The organism is Pseudomonas sp. GW821-FHT11G12 (assembly GCF_058808055.1).
Genome location: NZ_JBXARH010000006.1, coordinates 150,114 through 168,314, shown reverse-complemented (window position 1 = coordinate 168,314; position 18,201 = coordinate 150,114). Strand labels below are relative to the sequence as shown.

The 18,201-nt window shown below is 58.3% G+C and carries 14 protein-coding genes and 1 pseudogene; 9 read left to right on the top strand and 6 right to left on the bottom strand.

Annotation, left to right across the window (positions count from 1 at the left end):
* Positions 1 to 31: 31 nt before the first annotated feature.
* The 4 genes from AC1RR7_RS19230 to AC1RR7_RS19215 are packed head-to-tail and all read left to right on the top strand — an operon-like array spanning position 32 to position 3,457.
* The gene (locus AC1RR7_RS19230) at positions 32 to 721 is read left to right on the top strand and encodes an ABC transporter permease (protein ID WP_493158271.1); all 690 of its coding nucleotides are present in this window, start codon (positions 32 to 34) and stop codon (positions 719 to 721) included.
* Between the two features lie 21 nt (positions 722 to 742).
* Positions 743 to 1,636, top strand: coding sequence for a glycine betaine ABC transporter substrate-binding protein (locus AC1RR7_RS19225; RefSeq protein WP_493158192.1), 894 nt, complete (start codon positions 743 to 745; stop codon positions 1,634 to 1,636).
* 13 nt (positions 1,637 to 1,649) lie between these two features.
* Positions 1,650 to 2,303: an ABC transporter permease gene (locus AC1RR7_RS19220; protein ID WP_085729571.1), complete on the top strand. Its 654-nt coding sequence runs from the start codon at positions 1,650 to 1,652 to the stop codon at positions 2,301 to 2,303.
* Positions 2,300 to 3,457, top strand: coding sequence for an ABC transporter ATP-binding protein (locus AC1RR7_RS19215; RefSeq protein ID WP_273540810.1), 1,158 nt, complete (start codon positions 2,300 to 2,302; stop codon positions 3,455 to 3,457). The genes AC1RR7_RS19220 and AC1RR7_RS19215 overlap by 4 nt, the downstream gene beginning before the upstream one ends.
* Positions 3,458 to 3,511: 54 nt before the next feature.
* Here the strand turns inward: AC1RR7_RS19215 and AC1RR7_RS19210 are convergent, their stop codons facing one another.
* Positions 3,512 to 4,489, bottom strand: a complete 978-nt coding sequence (locus tag AC1RR7_RS19210) for a hypothetical protein (protein WP_273540812.1) — start codon at positions 4,487 to 4,489, stop codon at positions 3,512 to 3,514.
* Positions 4,490 to 4,684: 195 nt separating this feature from the next.
* On the opposite strand from AC1RR7_RS19210, the pseudogene AC1RR7_RS19205 reads away from it, so the two are divergent.
* The 3 genes and pseudogenes from AC1RR7_RS19205 to AC1RR7_RS19195 form a co-directional block, all read left to right on the top strand.
* Positions 4,685 to 4,789, top strand: a pseudogene (locus AC1RR7_RS19205) (hypothetical protein); the annotation flags it as partial.
* Between the two features lie 48 nt (positions 4,790 to 4,837).
* Positions 4,838 to 5,047 (top strand): hypothetical protein, encoded by a 210-nt coding sequence (locus AC1RR7_RS19200; RefSeq protein ID WP_493158190.1) that lies wholly within the window; start codon positions 4,838 to 4,840, stop codon positions 5,045 to 5,047.
* A gap of 332 nt (positions 5,048 to 5,379) precedes the next feature.
* Positions 5,380 to 6,543 (top strand): type III PLP-dependent enzyme, encoded by a 1,164-nt coding sequence (locus AC1RR7_RS19195; RefSeq protein ID WP_102619415.1) that lies wholly within the window; start codon positions 5,380 to 5,382, stop codon positions 6,541 to 6,543.
* A gap of 43 nt (positions 6,544 to 6,586) precedes the next feature.
* On the opposite strand, the gene AC1RR7_RS19190 is transcribed toward AC1RR7_RS19195, so the two are convergent.
* From AC1RR7_RS19190 to AC1RR7_RS19175, 4 genes are all read right to left on the bottom strand, one after another.
* The gene (locus tag AC1RR7_RS19190) at positions 6,587 to 7,498 is read right to left on the bottom strand and encodes a hypothetical protein (protein ID WP_493158188.1); all 912 of its coding nucleotides are present in this window, start codon (positions 7,496 to 7,498) and stop codon (positions 6,587 to 6,589) included.
* A 12-nt stretch (positions 7,499 to 7,510) separates the two neighbouring features.
* A complete protein-coding gene (locus AC1RR7_RS19185; RefSeq protein ID WP_493158186.1) occupies positions 7,511 to 9,730 on the bottom strand; it encodes an alpha-xenorhabdolysin family binary toxin subunit A in 2,220 nt (739 codons plus the stop codon).
* Between the two features lie 237 nt (positions 9,731 to 9,967).
* The gene (locus AC1RR7_RS19180) at positions 9,968 to 10,726 is read right to left on the bottom strand and encodes a tetratricopeptide repeat protein (RefSeq protein WP_493158184.1); all 759 of its coding nucleotides are present in this window, start codon (positions 10,724 to 10,726) and stop codon (positions 9,968 to 9,970) included.
* Entirely contained in the window at positions 10,727 to 11,407 is a 681-nt protein-coding gene (locus tag AC1RR7_RS19175; protein WP_085698411.1) for a Fe2+-dependent dioxygenase, read from the bottom strand.
* Between the two features lie 207 nt (positions 11,408 to 11,614).
* Between AC1RR7_RS19175 and AC1RR7_RS19170 the strand changes: the two genes are divergently transcribed.
* The gene (locus AC1RR7_RS19170) at positions 11,615 to 13,939 is read left to right on the top strand and encodes a TonB-dependent receptor (RefSeq protein ID WP_102619411.1); all 2,325 of its coding nucleotides are present in this window, start codon (positions 11,615 to 11,617) and stop codon (positions 13,937 to 13,939) included.
* Positions 13,940 to 14,071: 132 nt separating this feature from the next.
* A complete protein-coding gene (locus AC1RR7_RS19165; protein WP_493158182.1) occupies positions 14,072 to 16,600 on the top strand; it encodes a PepSY domain-containing protein in 2,529 nt (842 codons plus the stop codon).
* A 50-nt stretch (positions 16,601 to 16,650) separates the two neighbouring features.
* On the opposite strand, the gene AC1RR7_RS19160 is transcribed toward AC1RR7_RS19165, so the two are convergent.
* Complete coding sequence (locus AC1RR7_RS19160; RefSeq protein WP_102619409.1) at positions 16,651 to 18,192, bottom strand: alkaline phosphatase D family protein; 1,542 nt, start codon at positions 18,190 to 18,192, stop codon at positions 16,651 to 16,653.
* Between the last annotated feature and the right edge of the window lie 9 nt (positions 18,193 to 18,201).

Below are 18,201 nucleotides of genomic sequence, written 5' to 3'. Positions count from 1 at the left end.
GCCTGTGGCTATCCGCTATGGCAAAGGGCTGATGGGAGGTGCGGTGGTGATCGCGCTCCTGGCCCTGCTGGTCCACTGGATCGGCATCAACACGATCGAACACTACCGCGACGATTTGTTGTTTTACCTGCAAGCTCATCTGATTCTCGTCCTCGCTTCAATGCTGGCCGCCCTTGTCGTGGGCATCCCCGCCGGTATCTTCCTGAGCCGCCCGACCATGGTCGGCCGCGCCGAACGCTTCATGCAGATCTTCAACATCGGTAACACCGTGCCACCACTGGCCGTACTCGCGATTGCCCTGGGGGTTCTCGGCATCGGCAGCGGCCCGGCGATCTTCGCCCTGTTCCTCGCCTCTCTTTTGCCGATTGTGCGCAACACCTACGAAGGCCTGAAAAACGTCCAGGGCTCGCTGAAAGAAGCCGCCGTCGGCATCGGCATGACCCCGCAGCAGGTGCTGTGGCAGGTCGAATTGCCCAACGCCGTGCCGATCATCGTCGGCGGTGTGCGCGTGGCGCTGGCGATCAACGTCGGTACTGCGCCGCTGGCCTTCCTGATCGGCGCCAACAGCCTCGGCAGCCTGATTTTCCCCGGCATCGCCCTGAACAATCAGCCGCAACTGCTGCTCGGCGCCGCGTGCACCGCGCTGCTGGCCCTGCTGCTCGATGGCGTGGTCACCCTCGCCAGCCGTCTCTGGCTGGAACGCGGTTTGCGCCCGTCTTAAGGCTTCGGCAAAGGAATATTCATGAAACGACTTAGTTTGATTCTGAGCTGTGCCCTGCTGTTCGCAGGATTTGCCCAGGCGGCGGAAAAGCCGCTCATTCGCCTCGGTGCCCGCGTGTTCACCGAACAAACCCTGCTCGCGGAAATCACCGCCCAATACCTGCGCAGCAAAGGCTACGACGCGCAGATCACCGGTGGTCTGGGCAGCAACCTGGCCCGCAGCGCCCACGAAAGCGGGCAACTGGACATGCTCTGGGAATACACCGGCGTGTCGCTGGTGGCCTACAACCATGTCACCGAAAAGCTCGATAGCGAACAGTCTTACGCCCGGGTCAAAGAACTCGACGCGAAAAAGGGTCTGGTCTGGCTCACGCCGTCGAAATTCAGCAACACCTACGCCCTCGCCCTGCCAAAAAAGGTCGCTGAGCAATATCCGCAGATCAGCAACATCAGCCAGTTGAACGACGTGCTGCGCAGCGAAGCCAAGCGCAATCATCTGGTGGCGCTGGACACCGAGTTCGCCAACCGCTCGGACGGTCTGGACGGCATGGTCAAGCTGTACGACATGAACCTGACCCGCCAGAACATCCGGCAGATGGACGCAGGACTGGTCTACACCGCACTTCGCAACGGCCAGGTGTTCGCCGGTCTGGTCTACACCACCGACGGTCGCCTCAACGCATTCGGCCTGAAGCTGCTGGAAGACGACAAGCATTACTTTCCGGACTACACCGCTGCGCCAGTCGTGCGTCAGGCCTACCTCGACGCCCACCCGCAACTGGCGGAGCAACTCAAGCCGCTGGCCGAATTGTTCGACGACGAAACCATGCGCCAGCTCAATGCGCGGGTCGATGTCGATCACGAGAGCCCGTCGAAAGTCGCCGCCGATTTCCTGCGCCAGCACCCATTGAACTAAAGGAGGAAAAGTCATGGAATTCCTGAACGCCTTTTCCCACCTCGACTGGCAGCAGGTGATGCACCTGACCTGGCAGCACATCACGCTGGTCGGCATCGCCGTCAGCCTGGCGATTCTCATCGGCGTGCCGCTGGGCATTCTGATGACGCGTTTCCCGAGCCTCGCCGGTCCCTTGCAGGCCAGCGCCACGGTGCTGCTGACCGTGCCGTCGATTGCGTTGTTCGGCCTGCTGCTGCCGTTCTACTCAAAATTCGGCCAGGGCCTCGGCCCGATGCCTGCGATCACCGCCGTGTTCCTTTATTCACTGCTGCCGATCATGCGCAACACCTACCTCGCCCTGACCGGTGTCGAGCCGGGCATCCGCGAAGCCGCACGCGGCATCGGCATGACCTTCGGCCAGCGCCTGCGCATGGTCGAGTTGCCGATTGCAGTGCCGGTGATCCTCGCCGGTGTGCGCACCGCCGTGGTGATGAACATCGGCGTGATGACCATCGCCGCGACCATCGGCGCCGGCGGCCTCGGCGTGTTGATCCTCGCCTCCATCAGCCGCAGCGACATGTCGATGCTGATCGTCGGCGCGCTGCTGGTCAGTCTCCTGGCGATCTTCGCCGACCTGTTTTTGCAGTGGCTGCAACGCTCTTTGACTCCAAAAGGATTACTCAAATGATCGAACTTCAAAACCTCAGCAAGACCTTCCAAAGCAACGGCAAAGATGTGAAAGCCGTGGACTCGGTGAGCCTGACCGTCAATGAAGGCGAAATCTGCGTATTCCTCGGGCCATCGGGCTGTGGCAAAAGCACCACGCTGAAAATGATCAACCGCCTGATCAAGCCGACCTCCGGCAAGATCCTGATCAACGGCGAAGACACCACCGACCTCGACGAAGTGACCCTGCGTCGCAACATCGGCTACGTGATCCAGCAGATCGGTCTGTTCCCGAACATGACCATCGAAGAGAACATTGTGGTGGTGCCGAAACTGCTCGGCTGGGACAAACAGAAATGCCACGACCGCGCCCGCGAACTGATGAGCATGATCAAGCTTGAGCCCAAGCAGTATCTACATCGTTATCCACGCGAATTGTCCGGCGGCCAGCAGCAACGGATCGGCGTGATCCGTGCACTGGCAGCGGATGCACCGCTGTTGCTGATGGACGAACCGTTCGGTGCGGTCGACCCGATCAACCGCGAGATGATCCAGAACGAGTTCTTCGAAATGCAGCGCGCGCTGAACAAGACCGTGATCATGGTCAGCCACGACATCGATGAAGCGATCAAGCTCGGCGACAAGATCGCGATCTTCCGCGCCGGCAAGCTGTTGCAGATCGACCATCCGGACACTCTGCTCGCCCATCCGGCAGACGACTTTGTCAGCAACTTCGTCGGCCAGGACAGCACGTTGAAACGTCTGTTGCTGGTAAAAGCCGAAGACGCGGCAGACAACGCGCCGTCCGTCAGCCCGGAAACTCCGGTGACCGATGCGCTGGAGTTGATGGACGAGCATGACCGCCGCTATGTCGTCGTGACTGACGGTGAGAACAAGGCGCTGGGTTATGTGCGCCGTCGTGACCTGCATCGTCAGACCGGCACCTGTGCGCAGTTCCTCCGGGAGTTCAACGCTACCGCTGCGTACGACGAGCATCTGCGGATTCTGTTGTCGCGGATGTACGAGTTCAATCGGTCATGGTTGCCGGTGATGGATGCCGAGCGGGTGTTTCTTGGGGAGGTGACTCAGGAGTCGATTGCCGAGTATTTGAGCTCCGGCAAGTCCCGTGGGGGCAAGACCAGCATTGTGTCGCCGGCGGAAGTTGCGGTGGCATGAAGAACGGGCTGTAAAAAAGGGCGGTGCTTGTGGGTAAGCACCGCCCTTTTTTGTTCAGGAGGAAATGGCCTGATCGGCGGGGATGAATTCAAACTTCGCGTCGTTCGTTTGAACCTGTGGAAGCGTCATACGTATCATCGGTACCCAGATTCCGGTTTGCGTCTTGAAATCCCGTTGGTCGTATTGCGCAGCGACCTTGCCGGTATCGTTGAGGTAGAAAACGGCCATGATCGGCAATACCGCGCCTTTGCCCTGCCCCCAGTTTTCCAGTCTGAACTCGTTTTGTGTATTGAAAGCAAACGTTCCCCCTTGCCCTTGAGCCTTGATTGCCTCATTGAATGCTTCGGTGGCCTTTTCATTCAGAACATCGCGAACATCAAATCCGCACAGGTATCCGTACTTGTTCGGCTGGCTGTTGTAGTGGACGATATATTGCGCAGCCGTATTAATGTTCTGCGCCTGACATGGAGAACTGCTGGGGACGCCAGGGGTTTCTCCGCAACCACTATTGGTTCGCGAGGTTGTTGCGCCATCTACTGGAAAAAAACACAAAATTTCCGGTTCGATCTTTCCCGTGGGGTTGTAGAAATAAGGACTGAAAATAAAACCATTATTGTAGCCAAACACCAACTTGCTGAACTTGGCGTCCTTGCGCAACCAGGAAAATGAAACGCCGGTGCTGGAAGGATTCGGGTTCCAGAAATGAAAGGCGGTGGAGTGCTGTGTCGCACGCACCGGCACCCCGCTACACAAGAATGCGGGGGCGCTGGGATTGGCCCGACACATAGAAATAGTGTTGTTGTAGTACTCCGTCAAATAAGCCGCTGTTTCAGGCCCGGTAAAGGACTGTGTTGTTCCTGCACTTGCGGACTGCACAGCTTGGGCATTTTTGTCGGTCGTAACATTCGGAGCAAGATCATGAGTCACACATCCCGAAAGCAACAAAACAACTATCCACACTAATAGCCTGTTCATTTTTCCTGCCTCCACAAAGCTATAAGCCACATCAAAGATTGAACTTCTATCGTGCAAAAACGTGCACCTTCAAGCTCATCTTTCGGAATGGCATCCAAATAAATCCAGCACGACGACTGTGCAATCACCCTAATAACAATTCAGAAATTAAGCACCTGTCAGAACTGACAGTAGGTAAAAGGCCCGCCATATTTTTTCGAAATCAAAACAGGCTGGGCTATAGCCAGATTGCGATTGAGTGCCAAGCGAATGATGCTCGGCGAGGTCACCCAGGAATCGATTGCGGCGTAACTGAGTTCAGGTCGTTCACGCGGAATGAAGACCAATATTGTGTCGCCAGCCGAGGCGGCGGCCTGATCAAAAGCAAAAGTGCTGTTCACAAGCCTTTTTTTCGACCGCCGGAACATGAAAGCCGTGATTTTTTTGCCGACGATGAGCCGGCAAGAAATATCAACACATCAGAAGGCTGAGCCCGGCCGAAGATGTCAGCCCAAACCAGCAACTTCCCTCTCAACTTCCCTTCTCGCTGCCAACGTCGCCGATGTTGAAGTGATCGTACTTACCGGAGAGTTGGCACACATCAGCTTCGAACGTGCAGGTATTTTTAACACCTGAAAATTATTGCGGAACATCTGACCGTCATCTCGGTCGGCTACAAAGAGTGATATCCGCGACGCACGTCAGAAGCGTGCAAAAACGCGACATTTTTAGTTGATCTCAGGCCCCTCACGCCCTAAAGTTCGCGCCGAACGTCCATGCTGGAAACGATCCATCCGGCTCAAGTACTGACGACGAGACAGCAAGGCCAAGGGAAAGAAAGCTACATTTCCCATGGCCTTTTTGCTTTCGGCGACATGCCTTGGGAAGTAGGCGAACCAAAGTGGGGATACGGAGGGCGTTCATTTGCACCCATTGTTTTTACGAGTTTGCCCATAGGAGCTCCCAGCATGTCGATCCAGGTCGAAGACTATTTCGCGCGCGCCACTTTTGACAAAATGAAGGCGTTCGCCGACAAACAGGAAACCCCGTTCGTGGTGATCGACACCGCGATGATCGCCCAGGCCTACGATGACCTGCGCGCCGGTTTCGAATTCGCCAAGGTCTACTACGCGGTCAAGGCCAACCCGGCCGTCGAGATCATCGACCTGCTCAAAGAGAAAGGTTCGAGCTTCGACATCGCCTCGATCTATGAGCTGGACAAAGTGCTGGGCCGTGGCGTCAGCCCGGACCGCATCAGCTACGGCAACACCATCAAGAAATCCAAGGACATCCGCTACTTCTACGAGAAGGGCGTGCGTCTGTTCTCCACCGACTCCGAAGCCGACCTGCGCAACATCGCCAAGGCTGCGCCGGGCTCGAAAATCTACGTGCGCATCCTGACCGAAGGCTCGACCACGGCTGACTGGCCACTGTCGCGCAAGTTCGGCTGCCAGACCGACATGGCCATGGACCTGCTGATCCTCGCCCGCGACCTGGGTCTGGTGCCGTACGGCATTTCGTTCCATGTCGGTTCGCAACAGCGCGACATCAGCGTCTGGGACGCGGCGATCGCCAAGGTAAAAGTGATCTTCGAGCGCCTGAAAGAAGAAGACGGCATCCACCTCAAGCTGATCAACATGGGCGGCGGCTTCCCGGCCAACTACATCACCCGCACCAACAGCCTGGAAACCTACGCCGAAGAGATCATCCGCTTCCTGAAGGAAGACTTCGGTGATGACCTGCCGGAAATCATTCTGGAGCCGGGTCGTTCGCTGATCGCCAACGCCGGTATCCTGGTCAGCGAAGTGGTACTGGTTGCACGTAAGTCCCGTACCGCCGTCGAGCGCTGGGTTTATACCGATGTGGGCAAGTTCTCCGGCCTGATCGAAACCATGGACGAAGCGATCAAGTTCCCGATCTGGACCGAGAAAAAAGGCGAGATGGAAGAAGTGGTCATCGCCGGCCCGACCTGCGACAGCGCCGACATCATGTACGAAAACTACAAGTACGGCCTGCCGCTGAACCTGGCGATCGGTGATCGCCTGTACTGGCTGTCGACCGGTGCGTACACCACCAGTTACAGCGCCGTAGAGTTCAATGGCTTCCCGCCGCTGAAATCGTTCTACGTGTAAGCGACGCTTCAACTGAAAAGGCCCATGCATGCATGGGCCTTTTTTATTTGCGCAGCCAAGTCTCAAGGTGATTGATCATCTCCATGAACTCTTCAGCGCCCTCCTTCGAGGCGGCGAGCTGGAAATTCAACTCCCCGAGTTTCGATACACGTTCAGCTCTCAACAACTCATTGAACACAGTATCGATGCGTAAGCCGGTCTCTTCGAGAAACACGCTGAGTTGCGAACTCACGGAAGCCAGTCCGTTAAACAACGCGGCGATATCGGTTTTGTACTCTGCGGCTTTTACGAGCGGATCAGCTGACGACCAAGCGAAGTCCCAGGCTGGTGCTGTACGCGCTTCGCGAAACAACTCCTCGACCACTGTCGGTTGGGTATGACACTGGCACGAGCGATGATCCATCGCCCTGATGAACACCGACTTAAGCCCGAACGACTCGTCATGCACCTCAGCGATGGTGTATTTCAGTTGGCGTATCGCCGCCCTCAGCGAGGAAAACCGAAGTGCCAGTTCGTGAATCAGATCCGGCACATCAGTGGGCGGAAACAACTTCCAGGTTGGCGACCTGGATAAACTGTACAACTTGAAATCCACCTGACTGAGGGGCTCGTTCCTTGAGGTGTTTTTGATGATTTCCTGAGTCTCAGCGGTGAACAGGGTGAGATCCGCAACATATGTGCTGCACAGGCGTCGAGCGTCTTCAGTACGCTCCCAGAACTCCTGCAAGTAGCGCGCATTGAACCTGGCGTTGTTCAAACGCGAATCGTTGGCCAGTACCGCCATTTGATGACCGATGGCTCTGCGGCGCTCGAACACCAAAGGAATGTTATTGAAGGTTGGGTTCAGAGAGCCCAGGAAATTCGTGTATCGATCCAGTACGCGTCGTTGTGCTGCGGAAAACTCATAGGCAAGTGTATTCATGACTGATCGGGAAGCGGTGGGCAGAACGCCCACCGCCTCGACTCCTTACTGCTGAACCGTTTTCAGATACTGCCGGACGTCGGCAATACGGGCGATGGCAGAAGCCGTTCGCTGCTCGACAGGCTGCGACTTGTCCTGTTTGAAGTCTCGGGCGAAGGACTCGAATACGGCCACCAGATTCGAGAATTCATTCACGTAACTCCAGCGCTCCTCGTCCAGTTGGTCGAGGACTTGCACCAGGTGAATCTTTCCATCGATCTGCGCAATATCGTTGATGTGTTTCTTCAACTGCGCCTTCAGATCAGCCGCTTTTTCCTTGAGTTGGTTGTAAGCCGCCAGCATGTTCAGATAAGAGATCGCCTCACCAATACCCGAGATCATTTTTTTCAAGGTATCAATGGCGAACAACGCGACTTGAACCTGCGGTGGCGCCAGCCCCAGTGCTTTCAGGTTATCCAGCGTCAGCTGGGCTTCCTTACCGATTTTCTCCACCCCGGCTTTCGCGAGCAGGTCGAGCGCTTCAGACACCGATTTCATCTGCTTTTCGAAATCGGCGACTTTTTCTTCCGACTTGACCTTCAGGGCTTCCGTGAAGGCCCGGTCCTGCTGCAGCGTTGCAATCCATTGCGCCGACGCCGATCGGTCATAGGCGGTACTCAAGCCGTTGTGCGTCATCTTCAAATCGTCCGCGTGCTCGGAGACGTTCATCGATACATTCTTGAGTTCGCTTTCCATTTCCTCGCGGATTTCATCCGCGTCTTCCGGATATTCGAGAAGTTCGGCCTGAGACATTTTCAGCTTGTTCTGCGCACGCTCCAGATTGATCCCTGTTGTCTGGGCCTGATTACGAAGTTCGAATGTGGCTTTCTGGATAGCCACTGTCAGCCCATTCATTGTGCGGACGGTACCCGGCAGATAGTTGAACTGCTCACCGAGCATTTGCGCAGTGACATTGCTTGTTTGAACGGCAGCCGCGTGGGCACGCAAAGCTGTAACATCAAAATCCGAAGTGGCGGGATGATTACTTGGCGAAAACATCATTGCTTTGCTCCTGAACACCGTAAAACTGCTTCCATACTCTTTATCTGCCGCAGCAAACACGCCCAACAGCTGATCGGAACTCACCTTGATCTGCTCCCACGGATCAATAATGCCGAGAATCTGGTTCTTGAACTTCCTCAAGGAAGTTGCTTCCTGCAGCAGATCAACTTCTTTGACAGATGCAGTGATATAGGTACTCAGTGCATTCCAGACCAGCATCAGGTTTTGCGTGGCGACTTCAGCTTCAATCGCTACATAGCTCAGGTTCTGCAAATCATCGCGCACTTTGTTCAGGGAACTCAGCGTCTGGTTTTTGCTGGCCATTACCTGGTTGGAAGCCTGTTGCTCTGCCTTCAACCTGTTTCGCTCCTTGCGGATTTTTTCGGCCTTGACGCCCTGATAGATGCCGAGAATCAAACCACCGATATTCAGTGCGGCTGCCGACCTGATCGCTTCCTGAACCAACTGATCATATTGCTTGTTCAGTTCATCGATTTCTTTCGAGCGCTGGTCGATTTCGCCCTGCAGGGCCTGGATGTCTGCCTGATAGGTATTGCGAGACACAAACTCCAGTCGCAGCTTGATCTCTGGCAGCACGATCTCGCGCATATCAGCGCCAAAACTGTCGAGTTCAGCTCTGACGTGCTCGGCCTTCGCGTGGCACTGCATGACCTTGGCCAGCATGTCGTTGAGGTAGGCCTTGATTTCAGGAACATCACCGGACGGCAAGCCCAGGTCGGGAAGACCCGGAATCGTGCGTTTCAGCTCCAGATACTCTTCCGGCGTATTGATATCGTATTCCTCCAGATACCTGGAGGCTTTCAGGTCTTCGTAGATCTCTACGATGCCTTTACCCGTACGAATAATGCTGCCGGCAAATATTTTCAGGTCGGTCCCGGTGAGCATGATTTTTTCACGCAACGGCGACCAGCGTTTCGCATGATCGTAGGTATAGGTAAATGTCCGCAGAAAGTCCGTTGCCTTGAGCCCAACGCCTCCTGCATCCCCGGCGCCATAGTTCAGATAGGCAATGACATCCGCCAGTCGAACGGGAAGCGACAGCCCCAGCACTTCATACTTGCGCAGGCTGATGATCTGTTCTTTGGTTAATTGAATACCGGTTTCCCGATTGTATTCTTCACCCTCGCCGAGCGAAGCACTTACAAACACCCGAGGCGCCTTTGCGGCGGCCTCAACAATCTTGCTGTCCATCTTGAATTCCATAAGAGACTCCTTGTCTTCTTCGGATATTTAATAAAAGTCGTTTTAGATATACGACATCATCGAGCGACTCATTCCAACTTGAGCGCCGACATCGCAAAACAACCTTAGGACAGCAAGACAACAATCAACAAGCATTCAAATATTAGCAATCAAGACAAACAAACCATCCGCCCAGACTCTTATCCGAGAACAGCCATATCAACTTGATAAAAAACAAACTCACCGCAGAATAAATACTTACAAAGCAACTAACTCCGCCAGCCGCAACTTATAAGCGTCGGCCATTGCACGAATTTGCGGATGTCGTGCATTCAACAAAGACACGCTGGCGACTCGCAGGAAATTCACATTGCCCGCGTCCAGAGCCTTGCGCAGCCAGCCGAGTGCGTCATCGATGTGCCCTTCATCGGCAAGTATCGCGGCGTGACTGAACTGCCCGCGAAAATCGCCACCCTCGGCCGCACGCCGATACCAGTCGCGCGCCGTTGGCAGGTCTTGCGGACAGTGGCGTCCCTCTTCCAGATACCGGCCCAGCAGGTTCATCGACTTGGCATGCCCCGACTCGGCAGCACGGCGGTACAGGGCGAGGGCCAGCGCCTGGTCTTCGGGTATTCCACGTCCGGTGGCGTGCAGGTTTGCCAGGTTGTACATCGCCCAATCCAGCCCCGCGTCGGCGGCTGTTTGGTAATGGCGCGCAGCGCGCTCGGCGTCGGCCACACAACCCCACCCGTGTTCATGACAGCGGCCGAGCATGTTGCGCGCCATTAGATGACCTTGCCCGGCGGCGATTTCAAACCAGCGCAATGCCAGCGGTTGATCCTGAGCAATCCCATGACCATCGAGCAGAATCTGCCCGAGCAGCGCCTGCGCTTCGAGCACGCCCTCGCCCGCCGCCATCAGAATGGCCTGAGCCGCGCGAGCCGGGCTTTCTTCGAGCATGGCGGTGAGCCGTTCGCCGTCGAGGATTTCTTCGCGGCGCAAACGAAAGTCCGTCACTTACACCTCGACCCAGCGGCGCAACAGGTTGTGATAGGTGCCGGTGAGGCGGATCAGCGAAGGGTGATCGGGCATGTCTTGCGTGAGTTGCTGGATCGCACCGTCCATCTCGAACAGCAAGGCACGCTGGCTGTCTTCGCGCACCAGGCTTTGGGTCCAGAAGAACGAGGCATACCGAGCGCCACGAGTCACCGCGTTGACTTTATGCAGGCTGGTGCCGGGGTAAAGCACCATGTCGCCAGCGGGCAGTTTCACGCGCTGGGTGCCGAAGGTGTCCTGGATTTCCAGCTCGCCGCCGTCGTAGTCCTCGGGTTCGCTGAAAAACAGCGTGGCCGACAGATCGGTGCGTACCCGCTCGATGCTGCCCTTGGGCTGGCGCACGGCGTTGTCGATGTGGAAATCGAAACTGCCACCCGCCGTGTAGCAGTTGAGTAACGGCGGAAATACCTTGTGCGGCAGCGCGGCGGACATGAACAGCGGATTTTTCCACAGGCGCTCAAGCATCGCGGCGCCGATTTCCTTGGCCAGCGGATGGCCTTCGGGCAGTTGCAGATTGTGCTTGGCCTTGGCCGATTGATAGCCGGCGGTGATCTTGCCATCGGCCCAGTCGGCCTGCTCCAGAGCCTCGCGGATGCGCCGCACTTCGTCTTTCTCGAACAGAGCGGGGATGTGCAGCAGCATGTCGAAGTCACCTGATGGCAAAGAGGCGGCAATGGTATTGATTCTTATTGGCTGTGTAAAACCCGCTAGACGAATGAACTGGCAAAAACCGTAAGGTTAAATTGTAAAGAATGTAAATTCAGTGCGGATAGCAATATTTCGCAATTGATACGAATACCTGTTTACCCTATATTCCGCCGCCTCAAATCCTTGGGGAGGGGAATAAAAATGGCACGTCAACAAGCACAATTACCGGTCAGTTCACCACGTCTGCTCGCTTCCGCCATCGGTGTGGCAATCACCGCCGGCTCCGCTGGCCACATGGTGTTCGCCGCTGAAAAGACCGACAGCAAAGCCTCCGGCAATGCCATCGCCCTGGACGCCACCGCCATCACCGGCGAAGCCCAGGACTCGACGTCCTACCAGGTCGAGAAAGCCTCCTCACCCAAGTACACCGCGCCGCTGGTCGATACGCCGCGCTCGGTCACCGTTATTCCGCAACAAGTCCTGAAGGACACCGGCGCCCTGAACATGCAGGACGCGCTGCGCACCGTACCGGGCATCACTTTCGGTGCCGGTGAAGGTGGCAACCCGCAGGGCGACCGTCCGTTCATCCGTGGCTTCGACGCCCAGGGCGACACCTACCTCGACGGCGTGCGCGACACCGGTTCGCAGAGCCGCGAGATCTTCGCCGTGGAAAACATCGAAGTCAGCAAGGGCCCGAACTCCGCCATCGGCGGTCGCGGCGCGGCGGGCGGCAGCATCAACCTGGTGAGCAAGAAAGCGCACCTGGGCAACTCGTTCGACGGTGGTTTCACCTGGGGTTCCGACCAGACCCAGCGCTACACCCTGGACGGCAACTACCAGTTCAGCGACACCGCTGCCGGCCGTCTGAACCTGATGAGCCACGAGAGCAACGTTGCCGGTCGCGACAGCGTCGACTACGACCGCTGGGGCATCGCGCCATCCCTGGCCTTCGGCCTGGGCACCGACACCCGCGTCAACCTCGACTACTACCATCTCGAAAGCAACGACACGCCGGACTCGGGCATCCCGTACACCATTCCGGCTGCCGGCTCGGCGGCACGTACCAAGTCCAATCCGGACAAGCCGTACTCGGGCGGCGATCACAGCAACTTCTACGGTCTGGACGGTCGCGACTTCCGCAAGGGTCGTACCGACACTGCGACGTTCGCCATCGAGCATGACCTGAATGACTCGCTGACCATCAAGAACACTCTGCGTCACGGCACCAGCATGCAGGATTACATCCTGACCCAGCCGGACGACAGCAAGGGCAACGTCAACAACGGCAGCGTCTGGCGTCGTGCGAACACTCGCGTGAGCAACACCGAGACCACCACCAACCAGACTGACCTGTTCGGTAACTTCTACGTTGCAGGGTTCAAGAACAGCTTCTCCACCGGTGTCGAATACACCCGTGAGGAAAGCCGCAAGTCCTCTTACAACGTCAACACCGATACCACGCCGCGCACCACCAACGTGCCGTCCAGCACCAACTGCACCCCGTCGATGATCGGCGCGTCGAGCGGCTACAACTGCACCTCGCTGTCGAACCCGAACCCGAACGATCCGTGGAACGGCGCCATTTCGCGCAACTACGCCGGCACTGACACCCAGTCCGATACTTACGCGCTGTATGTGTTCGACACCCTGGAACTGTCCCAGCAATGGCTGGTGAACATGGGCCTGCGTTACGACCACTTCGAAACCGGCTACCACACCTACAACAACGCTGGCACCACCACCGCCAAAGGTGCAGACACCAGCGAGTTCGTCACCGGTCAGTTCGGCATCGTCTACAAACCGGCAGAGAACGGCAGCATCTACGCGTCCTACGCCACTTCCGCCACGCCACCGGGCAACACCCTGGGCGAAGGCATGGACGGCAACCCGCTGGGCGGCACCACCGATCGCAACGGTAACCTGCTCAAGAGCGACATGGAGCCGGAAACCACCAAGAACTACGAAATCGGCACCAAGTGGGATCTGTTGAACGATCGCCTGTCGCTGACCGCCGACATCTTCCGCACCGAGAAAGAAAACGCGCGTGTCCAGGTTGATACCACGTCGTACGAAAACGCCGGCAAGACTCGTGTACAAGGTATCGAGCTGTCGGCCAGCGGCAAGATCACCGACAAGTGGCAAGTGTTCGCCGGTTACGCCTACATGGACAGCGAGCAAGTGGATGGCGGCCCGCTGAACCGTGCCACCGACGGCAACGAACTGCCTAACACGCCGAAAAACAGCGCCAGCCTGTGGACCACTTACCAGGTCACGCCGAAGCTGACCATCGGTGGCGGTGCGTTCTACGTGGATGACGTGTTCGGCAGCGTGGCCAACACCACCATGGTCGATTCCTACGTTCGCTACGACGCGATGGCTGCGTACAAGCTGACCAAGAACGTCGACCTGCAACTGAACGTGCAGAACCTGACCAACGAAACCTACTACGACAAAGCCTTCTCGACTCACTTCGCCAACCAGGCGGCGGGCCGTACGGCATTGCTGAGCACCAACTTCCACTTCTGATAGAAGCCGGAAGCCTCGGGCCCCGTTCATTCACTTGAACGGGGCTTTTGTGCGTATTAAAGAACGTTTCTCGATAAGCCACGGCATAATGCACGCCGTGAACACAATTTCCGAACGGACAAGGCAAGCGACGTGTTGAAGAAAACCCTGTTCCAGTTGCACTGGTTTTTTGGCATCACTGCCGGGCTGGTGCTGGCCCTGATGGGCATCACCGGCGCTGCCTATTCGTTTCAGGACGAGATCCTGAAAGCCCTCAACCCATCCGTGTTGCAGGTGGAGAAGCAGGTGGCCGGCGTCCTGCCGCCCGCCGATCTGGTGGCGCACATCGAAGCGGCCTCGGGCAAGAAAGTCTCGATGCTCTCGGTCGAAACGGAAAGCGGCAGCGCCGGACGCGTCTGGTTCACCCCGCCGAAAGGTGAGCGCCGTGGCGAGATGCGCTACTTCGATCCCTACACCGCCGAGTTCAAGGGCGAGGCCACCGGCCAGGATTTCTTCGGCCTGATGCTGCAGCTGCACCGGTTCCTCGCCATGGGCGATACCGGCCGCAACATCACCGGCGCCTGCACCCTGATGCTGCTGTTCTTCTGCCTGTCCGGCCTGTACCTGCGCTGGCCGCGCCAGTGGAACAGCTGGCGCGTCTGGCTGACCCTCGACTGGAAGAAAAAGGGCCGCAGCTTCAACTGGGACCTGCACTCGGTGTTCGGCACCTGGTGCATGTTGGTTTACCTGTTGCTGGCGCTAACCGGTCTGTCCTGGTCCTACGAGTGGTACAACAAAGGACTGACGAAATTGCTGTCGGATGCGCCGCAGAACGAACGTGTGCGCGGCGGACGCGGCCCGGCACCTGAAGGCCCGGCGCCGACCGCCGATTACGCCGCAATGTGGGTCAGCATCTACAGCTCCGCCGGCCCGGGCCTCGCCTCCTACAACATCCGCATGCCACCAGTGGCCGGTCAACCGGCGACCGTGTTCTATCTGCTCGACAGCTCGCCCCACGAGCGCGCGCTGAACCAGATCACCCTCGACCCGGCCACCGGCGTCGTCAAACGCGTCGACCGCTACGCCGACAAAAGCTTCAAGGCGCAATTGCTGACCAGCATTTACGCGCTGCACGTCGGCAGCTATTTCGGTCTGGTCGGGCGGATCATCGTGACAGTCGCAGCGGTGCTGATGCCGCTGTTCTTTATCACCGGATGGCTGTTGTACCTCGATCGCCGCCGCAAGAAAAAGCAGATCAAGGATGCCCGCCAAGGCCTCGAGCAACCGACCGGTGACACCCCGGCATGGTTGATCGGTTTCGCCAGCCAGAGCGGTTTTGCCGAGCAACTGGCGTGGCAGACCGCCGGCCAGTTGCAGGCAGCAGGATTGCCGGTGAAGGTGCAGCCGCTGGCCAATGTCAGCGAGCAGGATCTGCAGGAATCCAACAACGCGCTGTTCGTGGTCAGCACCTTCGGCGACGGCGAAGCACCGGACAGCGCTCGCGGCTTCGAGCGCAAAGTGCTGAACAACGCCTCGACCCTCGACAGCCTCAACTACGCCGTACTCGGTCTTGGCGACCGTCAGTATCAGCACTTCTGCGGTTTCGCCCGACGCCTGCATCAATGGCTCGGCGAGCATGGCGGCAAGACCCTGTTCGCCCCGGTGGAAGTCGACAGTGGCGATCCTTACGCACTGCGGCACTGGCAGACTCAACTTGGCCTGATCACCGGGCAAGCACCGGTCGACACCTGGCAGGCACCGAGCTACAGCAACTGGACGCTGGAACGCCGCGAACTGATGAACCCTGACAGCAGCGGTTCACCGGTTTTCCTGCTGGGTCTCTCGGCGCCTGACACCAGCAGCTGGCTCGCTGGCGATCTGGTGGAAGTGTTGCCACGCAACTGCCCGTGGGCCATCGAACATTTCCTCGACGGCCTCGGCATTCGTGGCGAAACCAGCGTGAAGGTCAACGGCCTGGAAGAATCGCTGGAAGTCGCCCTCGCCACCCGCCAGTTGCCCGAACACCGCGCCCATCTTGTGGGCCTGCATGCCCAGGCGCTGGTCGATGCGATGGTGCCGCTGGCGATGCGCGAATACTCGATCGCCTCGATTGCCGCCGACGGCGTGCTGGAATTGATCGTGCGTCAGGAACAGCATTCTGACGGCACCCTCGGCATCGGTTCCGGATGGCTGACCGAACATGCGCAGGTAGGCGGCAGTATCAGTCTGCGGGTACGCCGCAACAGCGGCTTCCATCTGCCGAACCAGCCGGTGCCGATGATCTTGCTGGGCAACGGCACCGGCCTTGCCGGCCTGCGCAGCTTGCTCAAGGCGCGGATTGCCGACGGGCAGCAGCGCCACTGGCTGCTGTTCGGCGAGCGCAATCGGGAACACGATTTCCTCTGTCGTGCAGAACTCGAAGAGTGGCTGATCAACGGCGATCTGGCCCGACTGGACCTGGCGTTCTCGCGGGATCAGGCGCAGAAAATCTATGTGCAGGATCGCTTGCGCGAATCGGCCGGTGAATTGAAGAAGTGGCTGGCGGACGGTGCCGTGATCTACATCTGCGGCAGCTTGCAAGGCATGGCGTCAGGGGTGGATCAGGTGCTCAATGAAGTGCTTGGCGCCGCCGAAGTCGAACGCCTGATCGAACAGGGTCGTTATCGCCGCGACGTTTACTGATTCACCTGCATTCCTGTGGGAGCAAGCCTGCTCCCACAGGTCCACTGCATTCAGACTGGCTGCAGCTTCTGCTCAAACACCGCCACCCCATCCAGATCCCGCAACACCACACTCAACTCCCCGCTCTGCCCCTCGATGTTCACCTCGCCAAAAAACTGAAACCCGGCAAACGGTGAAGCGTTTTGCGTCGGCGGTGCTTTCTGAAACACCACTTCCGGGCCGAAGGTCTTGTCCAGCGGATTGGGCCCGAAACTCCCGGCGTTCAGAGGCCCTGCGACAAACTCCCAGAACGGTTCGAAATCCTGGAACGCGGCCCGATCCGGGTGATAGTGATGCGCCGCGCAGTAATGCACGTCCGCCGTCAGGAACACGAAATTGCGCACCTGCTGCGCCCGCAGAAAGCCCAGCAGTTCGGCGATTTCCAGTTCACGTCCCTGAGCCGAGCCGGGGTCGCCGTTGGCCACGGCTTCCCAACGCGGCACACCGGGGCTGACTTCGCCGTCCGGCACGCCAAGGCCGATCGGCATGTCGGCGGCGATGACTTTCCACTGGGCTTTCGATGCCTTCAATCCGCGCTTGAGCCAGTTCAATTGCTCGCGCCCGAGGAACGGTTTTTCCGCCCCGAGGTTGTCGTCGTTGGCGCCGCGATAACTGCGCATGTCGAGCACGAACACATCGAGCATCGGCCCGTAGCTCAGCTTGCGATAGATCCGCCCGCCACCGTCCGCTGCCTGACGGCGCATCGGCGAATATTCGAGCCAGGCCTGACGCGCACGGCCGACCAGGGTGTGGATATCTTTTTCCTGATAGCGCTCGTCGAGCTGTTTGCCCGGCGACCAGTTGTTGACCACTTCATGGTCATCCCATTGCCAGATCTGCGGCACTTCGGCGTTGAAGCGGCGGATGTTTTCGTCCATCAGGTTGTAGCGGTAATTGCCGCGATAGTCGTCGAGGGTCTGGGCGACCTTGCTCTTGGCTTCCGTGGTGAGGTTGCGCCAGATCCGGCCACCCTCAGTGGTCAGTTGCGCCGGCACCGGGCCGTCGGCGTAGATCGTGTCGCCGCTGTGGATAAAGAAGTCCGGCAGGCGCATGCGCATGGATTCGTAGATGCGCATGCCGCCAATATCGGGGTTGATGCCGAAGCCCTGGCCGACGGTGTCGCCGCTCCACACGAAGCGGATATTGCGCCGTGCGGTCGGTGCACTGCGCAGGTGGCCGAGCCACGGTTCGCTGGCAACCCCCGTCTGGGCGTCCTTGAAATACACGCGGTAGAAAATCGCCTGATCGGCGGGCAATCCGGTGAGTTCGACGCGGGCGGTGAAATCGCTGCGCGCGTCGGCCAACGCGGAGATGACACGTCGCGGATGGCGGAACTGACTGCGGGTGTCCCACTCCACCACCATCCGCGCCGGACGATCGCTGCGGCTCCAGATCATCGCCCGATCGCCCTGCAAGTCGCCGGACTGCACGCCGTCGGTGAGTTGCGGTCGATCCTTCACCGAGGCGATCACGGCCGGCGCCAGCCCTGGCATCAGCAAACCGGCGCCGACCACTTGCATCACGCGCCGGCGACCGAGGTTGAAATCGCTCATGCTGTTCTC

Bases quoted from the DNA above. Each gene is read 5' to 3' on its own strand.
- AC1RR7_RS19200 (WP_493158190.1), top strand. From the start codon at position 4,838: ATGAAAGCCGTGATTTTTTTGCCGACGATGAGCCGGCAAGAAATATCA.
- AC1RR7_RS19170 (WP_102619411.1), top strand. From the start codon at position 11,615: ATGGCACGTCAACAAGCACAATTACCGGTCAGTTCACCACGTCTGCTC.
- AC1RR7_RS19195 (WP_102619415.1), top strand. From the start codon at position 5,380: ATGTCGATCCAGGTCGAAGACTATTTCGCGCGCGCCACTTTTGACAAA.
- AC1RR7_RS19160 (WP_102619409.1), bottom strand. From the start codon at position 18,192: ATGAGCGATTTCAACCTCGGTCGCCGGCGCGTGATGCAAGTGGTCGGC.
- AC1RR7_RS19225 (WP_493158192.1), top strand. From the start codon at position 743: ATGAAACGACTTAGTTTGATTCTGAGCTGTGCCCTGCTGTTCGCAGGA.
- AC1RR7_RS19175 (WP_085698411.1), bottom strand. From the start codon at position 11,407: ATGCTGCTGCACATCCCCGCTCTGTTCGAGAAAGACGAAGTGCGGCGC.
- AC1RR7_RS19215 (WP_273540810.1), top strand. From the start codon at position 2,300: ATGATCGAACTTCAAAACCTCAGCAAGACCTTCCAAAGCAACGGCAAA.
- AC1RR7_RS19185 (WP_493158186.1), bottom strand. From the start codon at position 9,730: ATGGAATTCAAGATGGACAGCAAGATTGTTGAGGCCGCCGCAAAGGCG.
- AC1RR7_RS19220 (WP_085729571.1), top strand. From the start codon at position 1,650: ATGGAATTCCTGAACGCCTTTTCCCACCTCGACTGGCAGCAGGTGATG.
- AC1RR7_RS19230 (WP_493158271.1), top strand. From the start codon at position 32: ATGGGAGGTGCGGTGGTGATCGCGCTCCTGGCCCTGCTGGTCCACTGG.